12 protein-coding genes are annotated in these 12,057 nt (G+C 34.5%); 6 read left to right on the forward strand and 6 right to left on the reverse strand.

Annotated elements, in window-relative coordinates; translation table 11 throughout:
• The first annotated feature begins 3 nt into the window (after positions 1-3).
• The 3 genes from P163_RS02735 (at position 4) to P163_RS02745 (ending at position 1,744) form a co-directional block, all read left to right on the forward strand.
• Positions 4-387 (forward strand): TraR/DksA family transcriptional regulator, encoded by a 384-nt coding sequence (locus tag P163_RS02735; protein ID WP_034887759.1) that lies wholly within the window; start codon positions 4-6, stop codon positions 385-387.
• Positions 388-463: 76 nt separating this feature from the next.
• Positions 464-1,084 carry a hypothetical protein gene (locus P163_RS02740; protein WP_034887365.1) on the forward strand — a complete coding sequence of 207 codons (621 nt, stop codon included), beginning with the start codon at positions 464-466 and terminating at the stop codon, positions 1,082-1,084.
• A gap of 42 nt (positions 1,085-1,126) precedes the next feature.
• Positions 1,127-1,744 (forward strand): lipoprotein signal peptidase, encoded by a 618-nt coding sequence (locus P163_RS02745; protein ID WP_034887367.1) that lies wholly within the window; start codon positions 1,127-1,129, stop codon positions 1,742-1,744.
• Positions 1,745-1,749: 5 nt separating this feature from the next.
• On the opposite strand, the gene P163_RS02750 is transcribed toward P163_RS02745, so the two are convergent.
• From P163_RS02750 to P163_RS02775, 6 genes are all read right to left on the reverse strand, one after another.
• Positions 1,750-2,163 carry a response regulator gene (locus tag P163_RS02750; RefSeq protein ID WP_034887369.1) on the reverse strand — a complete coding sequence of 138 codons (414 nt, stop codon included), beginning with the start codon at positions 2,161-2,163 and terminating at the stop codon, positions 1,750-1,752.
• A 10-nt stretch (positions 2,164-2,173) separates the two neighbouring features.
• Positions 2,174-3,625 (reverse strand): PAS domain-containing protein, encoded by a 1,452-nt coding sequence (locus tag P163_RS02755; protein ID WP_034887371.1) that lies wholly within the window; start codon positions 3,623-3,625, stop codon positions 2,174-2,176.
• A gap of 63 nt (positions 3,626-3,688) precedes the next feature.
• Positions 3,689-4,255, reverse strand: a complete 567-nt coding sequence (locus P163_RS02760) for a 5-formyltetrahydrofolate cyclo-ligase (protein WP_034887373.1) — start codon at positions 4,253-4,255, stop codon at positions 3,689-3,691.
• Positions 4,233-5,234: a succinylglutamate desuccinylase/aspartoacylase family protein gene (locus tag P163_RS02765; protein ID WP_034887375.1), complete on the reverse strand. Its 1,002-nt coding sequence runs from the start codon at positions 5,232-5,234 to the stop codon at positions 4,233-4,235. The genes P163_RS02760 and P163_RS02765 overlap by 23 nt, the downstream gene beginning before the upstream one ends.
• Before the next feature lie 3 nt (positions 5,235-5,237).
• The gene (gene rimK / locus P163_RS02770) at positions 5,238-6,110 is read right to left on the reverse strand and encodes a 30S ribosomal protein S6--L-glutamate ligase (protein ID WP_034887378.1); all 873 of its coding nucleotides are present in this window, start codon (positions 6,108-6,110) and stop codon (positions 5,238-5,240) included.
• The gene (locus P163_RS02775; protein WP_034887381.1) at positions 6,088-6,531 is read right to left on the reverse strand and encodes an ATP-dependent zinc protease; all 444 of its coding nucleotides are present in this window, start codon (positions 6,529-6,531) and stop codon (positions 6,088-6,090) included. Before P163_RS02775 ends, rimK begins: the two co-directional genes overlap by 23 nt.
• Before the next feature lie 172 nt (positions 6,532-6,703).
• Between P163_RS02775 and uvrC the strand changes: the two genes are divergently transcribed.
• The 3 genes from uvrC to P163_RS02790 all read left to right on the forward strand — a co-directional run bounded on the left by uvrC (position 6,704) and on the right by P163_RS02790 (position 12,023).
• The gene (gene uvrC, locus P163_RS02780; RefSeq protein ID WP_034887382.1) at positions 6,704-8,497 is read left to right on the forward strand and encodes an excinuclease ABC subunit UvrC; all 1,794 of its coding nucleotides are present in this window, start codon (positions 6,704-6,706) and stop codon (positions 8,495-8,497) included.
• A 1-nt stretch (position 8,498) separates the two neighbouring features.
• A complete protein-coding gene (locus tag P163_RS02785; protein WP_034887383.1) occupies positions 8,499-10,721 on the forward strand; it encodes a patatin-like phospholipase family protein in 2,223 nt (740 codons plus the stop codon).
• A gap of 141 nt (positions 10,722-10,862) precedes the next feature.
• Positions 10,863-12,023: a homogentisate 1,2-dioxygenase gene (locus P163_RS02790; protein WP_034887385.1), complete on the forward strand. Its 1,161-nt coding sequence runs from the start codon at positions 10,863-10,865 to the stop codon at positions 12,021-12,023.
• Positions 12,024-12,057 lie beyond the last annotated feature (34 nt).

Raw genomic sequence — 12,057 nt, forward strand, 5'->3', positions numbered from 1 at the left:
CCCATGTCCACAGAAATTAAAGAGCGTTACAGCGATGCAGATCTGGCTGAATTCAAAGAACTAATTCAGGCTAAGATCCAAAAAGCGCAAGAACAATTAGGACTTTATACGAGTTCTTATGTTAACAATGGTAATAACGGTACAGATGATACTTCTCCAACCTTCAAAGCTTTTGAAGAAGGCAGCGAGACCTTGAGTAAAGAAGCAAACTCTCAGCTTGCCATTCGCCAGGAAAAGTTCATTCGAGACCTTAGAAATGCCTTGGTTAGAATTGAAAGTAAAACTTATGGTATTTGTAGAGTTACTGGAAAACTAATTGCGAAAGAGCGATTAAAATTAGTTCCTCATGCTACATTAAGCATAGAAGCAAAGAATTTACAACGTTAAACGTTATTATTTTCTAATACACAAAACGCTCCTTCTAAAAACCTATAGAATGGAGCGTTTTTAGTTATAATATTTTATGAAATTAATCATCAGTATATTATTTTTTGTACTAACAAGTGGTTCTTTATTCTCTCAAAAGAACTCCACCAGGATTTTTGATGCTAAAGATTTACAGCAGCTTCATATAAATACAGATGAGATCTTTAAGATACATATTTCAACTTCTAGTACAGATAAGGTTTCTGTTACCACTCATGCAACAGGAGAATATTATAATGATATTGCCTTAAGTATAAAAATGGAGGGCACGAAAATGATGATTACCTCAGTTTTTAATGAAGACCTGCAGGGTGGTTTTGATAAACTAAGTGCTCATAAAGTATTTTCTTTAGAAATGAGTATTGAAATTCCTGAGAATATTCAGGTTCATATAAGATCTAATATAGCCTCGGTAATTGGATCTGGATCTTTTAAAAGTCTAGAGTTGGAGCTGCAATCTGGATACTGTAAGTTAGATCCTTTTCAAGGGAATGCAGTAATAAATACCTATAAAGGTTCCATATATCTTGCAACAAATAATGCTAATATAGATGCAGAGACTAGAAATGGAATGCTGGAAATACCAATGCCTTTATTAGGATATCATCAAATAAAACTCTCTTCTATAGACGGTGATATTAGAGTAGTTAAAAACTAAATAATATTAGTATTTTTGAGCCGTTTATAACATTTACAATCCATGTCTTTAAAGAAAGCAAGTCTCATTATAATAGTGATCTTATTAATAGATCAGATCTCAAAAATATACGTAAAAACTCATTTCGTTTTAGGAGAAGAAGAGGGGGTGCTAAGTTGGTTCAAGATCTTGTTTGTAGAAAACGAAGGAATGGCGTGGGGTGCAAAAATTCCTGGGGAATATGGTAAATTGTTACTCACGCTTTTTAGACTAGGAGCTATTGCTGGTATTGGTTACTGGTTATGGGATTCTGTTAGAAAAAATGGCTCTAGAATGCTAATTCTGGCCATTGCCTTTATTTTTGCTGGAGCATTTGGTAATATTATAGATTCTGTGTTCTACGGGTTGGTATTCACAGATAGTTATGGGCACGTAGCAGAGTTTTTACCTAATGGTGGAGGCTATGGTACAATATTTCACGGAAAGGTGGTAGATATGCTTTATTTCCCATTATTTGATGGTACGTTGCCTTCCTGGTTCCCTATTTGGGGAGGAAATCACTTCACATTCTTCGAACCTGTTTTCAACATAGCAGATTCTGCTATTAGTATAGGAGTAATTTTCTTATTGTTCTTCAATAAAAAGACATTTCCTAAGAACGAAGAAGCTTCAGAAAGTTAAGTGAGTTATGCTACTTCTTTATCGAAGATACGTTCAAATTTCTTTAGCTCAATAGGCTTAATAAGATAGTCTGTAACCATATTAAAAGATTTTGCACGCTCTAGATCTCTTGGGTCTATAGAAGAAGATACCACGTATAGCGTTATCTTTTTGTCAAAGTTGTTTTTGATCTTTATGAATTCACTTAAAAATTCCCAGCCATCCATTACCGGCATGTTTAGATCTAAGAACATAATATCTGGAAGTTTGTCTTCTGTCATATTGGTTAATATCACCTTAAAGTAATCTAAAGCCTCTAAACCATTCTTAAAGATCAGTAGATTTTCAGAAAGTTTTTTAATTTCGATGATCTTCTTAACTAAGTTCACGTATATTTTATCATCATCAATAATACACGCTAGCTCTATTTTTTGCCCCATTTTTTTAGATCTAGAATTTTATTTTAAAAGTTGTACCAATATTAATAGTACTGGTAACAGCAATAGAACCCCCTAATGTTTCCACCTGATTTTTGGTGATAAACAGTCCTATTCCTTTAGCATCTGAATTTTTATGAAAGGTCTTATACATACCAAACATACGTTCCCCGTGTAGATCCAGATCTATACCCATGCCATTATCGCTAATTTCCATAAATGCCTGTTCTTGAGAAAGGTATGTTTGGATGAAAATAACCGGTTTCCTACCCGGTTGTTTATAGCGAATTGCATTAGTGATTAAATTTAGTAAAATACTTTCTAGATATTCCGGAATATATTCAATTTCTTTCAGTGCAGAAAAATCGGCAACAATCTCAGCGCCTTCGCGGTTTATAAGGGATGATACTGAAGTCATAACGATATTAAGCGTGTCTTTAAACTTAATATTTTTTCGTTCCTTGATCAATATGCTCTCATGAGATACCAAATTGTTTAACTGAGTGATCGCTGTATCTAGATTTTTAGAAATATCTGTTACGTTACTTATAAGGTCTAATTTATCTGCTGGTTTTTTGGAATCTTGAAGTAATTGTGATACCAAACTAAGGTTGCTGCTATGAGATCTTAGATTATGTGAAACAAGATGGGCAAAATTGAATAATCTAGAATTCTGTGCAGCAATGATGTCTAAAGAATTCTGCAGATTAATTTCATTGGTCTTATTTATATCTATATCTTGAAAAACTCCTCTTATACCTATTATGTGTTGTTCTTCATTATAAACCGGTTTTCCTGTAGCCCGTATCCAAAATTCTCTTCCATGAAGGGTAACCATTTTTAACTCCGCCTTAAATGGAATTCCATATTTTTCGCATTTATCAAAAATCATCAAGGCGCTTTCCTGATGATCTGGAGCATAATAGCGAAGCCTTTCATTATACTCTAAATTGAAATCTAGCGGGCATTCAAAAATCTTTTTGGTAACATCATCCCAATATATATTATTGGTAACGGTATCTATATACCATCCACCGGTAGAGGTCATATCTGCGGTTTCTCTATAGTAGAAAAAATTCTCTTCTATGGTGTATTGGTCTCTTTTGCTCTGATGGATATTTACAAAAAGTAGAACGGCAATGTCTTTATTAGAGTTTTCCTTGTTCTTAAGGCTACGGCACTCAAACCATCTATATTTATCATTTTGAAGTTTGATCTTAACTTCCTGATTAAAATTATGAGGATCTGTTCTTAACTTATCAAATTCTATTCTAAAGTCATAACGATAATCCTTATGAAGAACCTTTTCTAGAAAATGTTCAAAAAATAAAGTGTTTGAAGGTGGTTCCCCAACTAAAGATTCAAAATGATCTGACCAGATAATTTCTTTTGTGTGAAGATTTACTTTCCAATAAGCAATATCAAAATCTTCCAGAATACTGTTTAACTGTAGGTCGTTAAGCATTAAATTGTTGTCATATTTTGATGAAAATGATAAGAAAAATGAAAATAACTTAAATATTTTAAATTATTTCTTAAATGTATATATTTTATTTGGAGTTACACAATAATTTAAAGGGATGTCTGTCTCTAATATTTCCGGAATTTGCTTTTCCGCTTCAAAAAGTGAGAGTCCTATTTTAATAACATCCTTATTGCATTCTCCTAAAAACTTATCGTAGAATCCTTTTCCGTATCCTACTCTATGGCCGTATTCATCAAAAGCCAAAAGGGGTACAAACACTACTTCTATTTTTTCTGAAGGAATCTCGATGCCATCTACGGGCTCTGGAATTCCCCATTCATTATTGCGTATAACGCTGGTGTCTGTAAGTAAGTAGTTGGTTAGCTTATTTGTGTTGAAATTACTCTTGGAAAGAATCACATTTTTATCTTTACCCTGCAAAATGTGTAAAATTGGCTCTGTATCAATTTCTTTTTTATCTGAAATTGTTAAGAAAAGATGATAAAAGCTAAAGTCCCAAATAGGTAGTTCTAAAAGTTTATTGGCAATATCTATGCTTTTATCTTCTATGGTTTCAGAAGATAAATTTGATCTTAACTCTTTGTATTTACTCCTTAGTGTCTTTTTCATGCTTTGCCTGAGAATGCGTGGTGATGTGAAAGATGGCATCTCCCTGATAAACAATAGGAGATTGATTTACGTTAATAATATATCCAGAATGATTGGCGGTAACCTTATGTCGAAATTTTCCATAGGGATCTGTTATTGTTGCAATATACTCGCCTTTTTCTACCAATTTACCACAAGCGATCTTCACATGGAGCATCCCGCTATATTTAGCTCGCATCCAGGCGCTACTTTCTATTAAAATACTATTAAGCGGTGGATCCTCACAAATAAAACGCGGCTTTAGCATACCTAAATGATTTAAGATCCTAGTGGTGCCATCTACACCATGTTTTGCAATGTCTTTATTGCTATCTAATGATTTCCCACCTTCAAAGAGTAAAACCATTTTGCCCTGTTTATAGCACGTTTCTCGGTACGACTTTGCTATAGTTTTGGAATACATAGTAAAAGGAGCATTAAAGATCTTAGCATATTTAAGGCTATTCTCATCTCCTTTCTGAACTCTAATTTGTGCAGCATTAAATCTACTAGCACCTCCGGTATGAAAATCTAGACAGAAATCTGCCACCGGAAGTATTTTAGAGACAAACTGAAATGCAAATCTACTAGCAAGACTACCATTTTTTGTTCCTGGAAAAACGCGGTTAAGATCTCTCCCATCAGGAAATTCTCTAGAAAGGTTCAGAAATCCAAAGACGTTCACAACAGGAATACAAATAATAGTTCCCTTTACGGGTTTATTAATATTCTTAGAGATGAGTTGTCTTACTATTTCAACCCCGTTTATCTCATCTCCATGCATTCCGGCTGTAATAAGAACTACTGGCCCTGGTTTTTTGGATCTCTCAATAACCACCGGTACTTCAACTGATGTTGTGGTATATAACTTAGCCATGTTCAAATTGATCACAGCTCCGGTTCCTGGGAGAATTTTTTTACCTAAGATCTCAAGTACGTCGTCTTTGTCTATATGAGCCATAAACTATACGTTTCTTTCGATGTATCTTATAATAGTTTTTGCGATATCTTTTTCTGTAGCATTTTCAATTCCTTCTAATCCCGGAGAAGAGTTAACCTCTAAAATAAGTGGTCCTCTAGAACTTTGAAGCATATCTACACCAGCTACACCAAGCCCCATTGCTTTTGCAGCTTTTATTGCCGCTATCTCTTCATCATCAGAAAGTTCTATAACGCTTGCGCTACCTCCTCTGTGAAGATTAGATCTAAATTCACCTTCTTTCCCCTGTCTTTTCATAGCGCCAACCACATGGCCATCTACAATAAGCGCCCGAATATCTGCACCTCCGGCTTCTTTAATGAATTCCTGCACTATAACTCTAGCTTGCAATCCATTAAAAGCCTCAATAACAGATTCTGCTGCATTGTTGGTCTCTGCCAGTACAACACCCAGACCCTGAGTTCCTTCTAAAAGTTTAATGATTAATGGCGCTCCTCCAACATGTTTTATAACCTCACTAACATCTTTAGAGTAGTTGGTGAAAACAGTTTTTGGAAGTCCTAATCTTGCTCTAGAAAGTACCTGTAAACTTCTTAATTTGTCTCTACTTCTAACTAGAGATTGAGATTCTGTAGTTGTAAACACCCCCATCATCTCAAATTGTCTTACTACAGCCGTTCCGTAAAAAGTTACAGAAGCACCAATTCTAGGAATTACCGCATCGGTATCTGTAATCATTTTCCCTTTATAAAAGATCGAAGGTTTACGTTTTTCTATTACAAGATCACACTTTAGAGGGTCTATTACCTCCACATTATGATTTCGTTTTTTTGCGGCTTCAATAAGGCGCTGAGTAGAATATAGGTTACTATTTCTAGAAAGAATTTTTATGTTCATTTGAATTTAAATTGAAAGAAACGTCTGTTAACTCGGGATCTACTATAAATTTTTTGCTAAGAAATTTTCTACCTATTAAAACCGGATATTTCATTTCTTGCCTAGCAGACAAAGAAAGGGAAATTTTGAAAACCTTTTTAAAAATTTTTATAGTAGACTGAACCTGATATCGTTTTTGTTGAATACCGTTGCTACTCTTCACAAAAACGATGTCATAATCATTAAAGGTAAAGACTTTTCCATTATAAAGTGGGTGTTCTTCATCTAAGAATGTGCAGTGTAACACCCCGTCTTCTTCTACAATATCATAACAATGTATTGAAGAAGTATAAGCTCCGGTATCAATTTTTATAGCAATCTCTTCCAGATCCAATAACGGAAAGTCTGCTTTGTCAAAGCGCCCAATTACTCTTTTTTCCATATCTGCAAGGTAGTAAAATGATTATTTGTGAATTCCTATTCGAGTTATTAATTGAGAATCCAGGTTTAATAATGCTTTAAAAGCGTTCTAGAGTCTGCAATTCAACTTAAATTTTAACATTTGTTCTCTCCTCGCATTTTAATGCTACCAAGAATGTAATATCTTTGGAGTAATGGAAACACCAGATTTAAAAGTACAGCTACAAACCTTACCAAATAGCCCCGGGGTTTATCAATATTATGATAAGAATGGGAAGATCTTATATGTAGGTAAGGCAAAAAATCTAAAAAAAAGGGTTACCTCTTATTTTAATAAGCGCCATGATGTTCATAGAACCTCTGTAATGGTTAAGAAGATTCATGATATTAAACATATTGTGGTAGCTACAGAAACAGATGCATTGCTGCTAGAGAATAATCTTATCAAAAAACTTCAGCCTCGTTTTAATGTAATGTTGAAGGATGATAAAACTTATCCATGGATATGTATTAAAAATGAACGTTTCCCAAGGGTTTTTCCTACCCGAAGATTAATAAAAGATGGTAGTGAGTATTTTGGACCTTTCACCAATTTCAAAACGGTAAATACGCTATTAGATCTTATTAAAGGTCTTTACAAGCTTAGAACCTGCAATTATGATCTTTCTGAAGAAAAGATCCAAAACGGAAAATATAAGGTGTGTCTGGAATATCATCTGGGAAATTGTAAAGGCCCTTGTGAAGCTTATCAATCTGAAGAAGAATACAGGAGAAATATAGAAGCAATAAGGCAGATCGTAAAAGGGAATTTTAAAGATTCCTTACAACAGTTCAGAACACAAATGAAAGAGCATGCCGAAAAGATGGAGTTTGAAGATGCTCAAAAAATAAAAGATAAAATAGAAGTGCTTGAGAATTATCAGGCAAGATCTACTATTGTAAATCCGCGTATAAACAATGTAGATGTATTCTCTATAGTAAGTGATGAAGGCTTTGGATATGTGAATTTCTTGCAGATTTCCCACGGTTCTATTATTAGATCTCATACCATAGAGTTGAAGAAAAAGCTGGATGAATCTGACAGAGAACTTTTAGAGCTTGGAGTAATAGAAATAAGGCAACGTTTTAACTCGCTGTCTAAAGAGATCTACGCTCCTTTTAAAATTGATGTTGGAGAAGATGTTAAGATCACTATTCCTCAGCTTGGTGATAAGAAGCAGATAGTAGACCTTTCGCTTAGAAATGCTAAATATTACCGTCAGGAGCAATTCAAGCAAATGAAGATCGTAGATCCAGATAGGCATGTTAATAGAATTATGGCGCAGATGAAGGAAGATCTAAGACTTCATGAAGAGCCAAGACATATTGAATGTTTTGATAACTCTAATATTCAGGGAACCAATCCTGTTGCAGCTTGTGTAGTTTTTAAAGATGGAAAGCCAAGTAAAAAAGATTATAGAAAATTCAATATTAAAACTGTAGAAGGTCCAGATGATTTTGCTTCTATGGAAGAGGTGGTGTATAGAAGGTATAAAAGGTTGTTAAGCGAAGAAGAACCATTACCGCAATTAATTATTATAGATGGAGGAAAAGGGCAATTATCTTCTGCCGTAAAGGCACTAGAAATGTTAGATCTTAGAGGTAAGATCGCAATAATTGGAATAGCAAAAAGGCTGGAAGAGCTATTCTATCCCGGAGATTCTTACCCGTTATATTTAGATAAGAGATCTGAAACCTTAAAGATCATTCAGCAATTAAGAAATGAAGCGCATAGATTTGGGATCACTTTTCATAGAAATAAGAGAAGTAAAGAAGCGCTTAATACCGAGTTAGAATCTATTAGTGGAATTGGTGACAAAACCGTGGTAGAATTGTTAAAACATTTCCGATCTTTAAAAAGAATTAAAGAAGCATCATTAGAAGAGCTTGCACAGGTTATTGGTAATTCTAAGGCTTCCATAATTTATACTAATTACCATACAGAATAGCATGAAAAAAATTCTTCTTATCCTGCTTTTATTAGTTACCGTTTTTGGGTACGGTCAGGAGAAGGAAGGTCCTAAAGTAGGATTGGTGTTAAGTGGTGGTGGTGCAAAAGGATTGGCACACATTGGGGCGTTAAAAGTAATAGAAGATGCCGGTGTTAAGATAGACTACATTGGCGGAAGTAGTATGGGAGCTATCATTGGCGCGTTATACGCTTCCGGATATTCTTCACATCAATTAGATTCTATTTTTCATGAGATCAATTTCAATATTCTTATTCAGGATGAGGTGCCTCGCAGTGCAAAAACATTTTATGAAAAAGAGGATACCGAAAAGTATGCGCTAACCCTGCCATTCGATAAATTTAAAATAGCATTTCCCTCGGGCCTTTCTAAAGGCCAAAATATCTATAATTTGATCTCCAGACTTACCATGCATCTGGGAAATGTTCAGGATTTTAGTAAAATGCCCATTCCTTTTCTGTGTATCGCTGCAGATATAGAAACGGGAGATCAGGTTGTACTTGAAAAGGGTTCTTTGCCAAAAGCGGTTTCTGCAAGTGGAGCCATTCCTTCTATATTTAGTCCTGTTAAGATCAATGGGCGCTTGTTAACAGATGGAGGGGTAGCAAATAATTATCCGGTGGAGGAACTTAGAAAAAGAGGTGCAGATATTATAATAGGGATAGATGTACAAGATAGTTTGGTAGATAGAGAACAACTTAAAAGTGTGTTCGATATACTTTCTCAGGTGAGTAATTTCCGCACAATTAAAGACATGAAGGAGAAGAAAGCGCTTACAGATGTGTATATAAAACCAGACATTACTCCTTTTGGTATACTTTCTTTTGATAAAGGTGCAGCTATTATAGACTCTGGAAAAGTAGCAGCATTATCCCAATATGCTGAATTGGAAAAGATAGCGAAACTTCAAGGCTTTAAGAATAATACCATCTCAAAGGTGCAGGCCTCCAAAACGATCAGTCTAAATTCTTTAACTATAGAAGGTAATAACAGTTATCCTAGAGCTTATATTCTGGGGAAATTAAGATTGAAATATTTTTCTAATTACACCTTAGAAGATCTTAGTTCTGGTGTTAATAACCTTGCAGCCACAGGAAACTTCAATAGAATTAATTATAGCCTTATTCCTAACGATACTTCCTATACGTTGGCAATGCAATTAGAAGAGAGTAAGAATAAGACCTTTTTGAGATTGGGCCTGCATTATGATAATCTCTATAAAAGTGGAGCGCTCTTTAATCTTACCAGAAAGAGTACAATTTTCACTAATGATGTTGCTTCATTAGATGTTATTCTGGGTGATAATTTCAGGTATAATTTCCAATATTATATAGATAAAGGATATTATTGGAGCGTAGGAGTAAAGTCTAGATATAACCTTTTTAATAAGGGGGTGTATGTAGATCTTACTGAGGATAATGATGGTTTTCAGGGGATAGGGATCAATAAAGTTGAAGTGGAATATCAGGATTATACCAATCAATTTTATATCGAAACCCTTTTTCAGCAGAAATTTTCTTTTGGAATGGGATTAGAGCAGAAGTTTTTAAAGATCACTTCAGAAACACTTCAGGATCTTGAAGATTCCAACTCTTCGTACACTTTTGAAAAAAGCAATTATTACAGCACCTTCGCCTATTTAAAATTGGATAGCTATGATAATAAATATTTTCCTACCAAAGGGGTGTGTTTTGATGGTGATTTTCATGTTTATTTATTTTCATCAGACTTCAATAATAATTTTTCAGAATTCTCTATAGCTAGAGGTTCTATAGGCTATGCGGTAACTCCTTTTAATGGATTTACCACTCGCTTATCTACAGAAACAGGGTTTAAGATTGGAGATGACGATGTTAGTAGTCTGGATTTTCTTTTGGGAGGATACGGAAATAATTTTGTGAACAATATTATACCCTTCTATGGATATGATTTTCTTACCATCTCCGGGGATAGTTATATTAAAGGAATGGTAGAATTAGATTACGAGATCTTTAATAAGAACCACATTATTGCGAGTGCAAATTTCGCAAATGTAGAAGATCAGTTATACACCTCAGGAAACTGGTTATCTGCTCCAGATTATACAGGTTATGCCTTAGGCTATAGTTTAGAAACATTTCTAGGGCCGGTAAGTGCTAAATATTCTTATTCTCCAGAAGTAAAAGACAGTCAGTGGTACTTTAGTTTGGGATTTTGGTTCTAGAGAAGTCTGCATTCATATTTAATCTTACTTTAAGAACAATTATCTAAAAAATAGCGATATTTGTGATAATCGACTTTAAAATTCAGGTTAATTCAATATTAATGGGAAATTATAAAGTTTTAATTTAAAATTCTGAATCTCATGCCATTTTATCATAAGTTAGGAAAAATACCTCACAAGCGGCACACGGTTTTTAAAAAACCAGATGGTAGCTTGTATTACGAGCAGCTGTTTGGAACAATTGGGTTTGACGGAATGTCTTCCAATTCTTATCATGAACATAGGCCCACACAGGTAAAAGAAATAAAGGGGAGTTACAGTGTAAAGCCCAAGATCGCTTCAGAAAATAATATAAAATCTTATCGTTTACGAGGATTTCAAATTATACCACACCCAGATTTTTTAGAAAGTAGAAAAGTTGTACTTACTAATAGTGATGTAGATATAGCACTAGCCTCACCTCAGGGAGCTGCTCAAGACTATTTTTATAAGAATACAGATTCAGATGAATTGATCTTTATTCATAAGGGAAGTGGTAAATTAAGAACTCATCTCGGGAATCTGGACTTTAAATATGGAGACTATTTGCTAATACCTCGAGGAACAATCTATAAAATGGATTTTGATGATGAGAATAATAGATTGTTCATTGTTGAATCTAGAAGACCTATATATACTCCAAAAAGATATAGAAACTGGTTTGGACAGCTTTTAGAGCACTCTCCATTTTGTGAGAGAGATCTTAGGCAACCATATGAATTAGAAACGAATGATGAAAAAGGAGATTTTTTGATCAAAGTTAAAAAGCAGGGAGAAATTTTTGACATGATCTATGCAACCCATCCTTTTGATGTGATTGGATATGATGGTTATAATTATCCTTATGCCTTTTCTATCCACGATTTCGAACCTATTACGGGAAGAATACATCAGCCGCCACCGGTACATCAAACTTTTGAAACCGATGCGTTTGTAGTTTGTAGTTTCTGTCCGCGTAAGTATGATTATCATCCAGAATCTATTCCGGCTCCATACAGTCATAGTAATATTGATAGTGATGAGGTATTGTATTATGTAGATGGAGATTTTATGAGTAGAAATGATATAGAAGCAGGACATATTTCATTGCACCCTGCAGGAATTCCTCATGGACCACACCCGGGAGCAGTAGAGAGAAGTATTGGACAAACCGAAACAGAAGAGTTGGCGGTTATGGTAGACACTTTTAAACCATTAATGCTTACCGAAGATGCGATGAAAATTGCAGATGAAACCTATTATCAATCGTGGTTAGATCATTAATTGATGGATAAGAAGGAGAACATTTCAGTTCAAG

It is taken from the genome of Gillisia sp. Hel_I_29, assembly GCF_000744275.1.
GTDB lineage: Bacteria > Bacteroidota > Bacteroidia > Flavobacteriales > Flavobacteriaceae > Gillisia.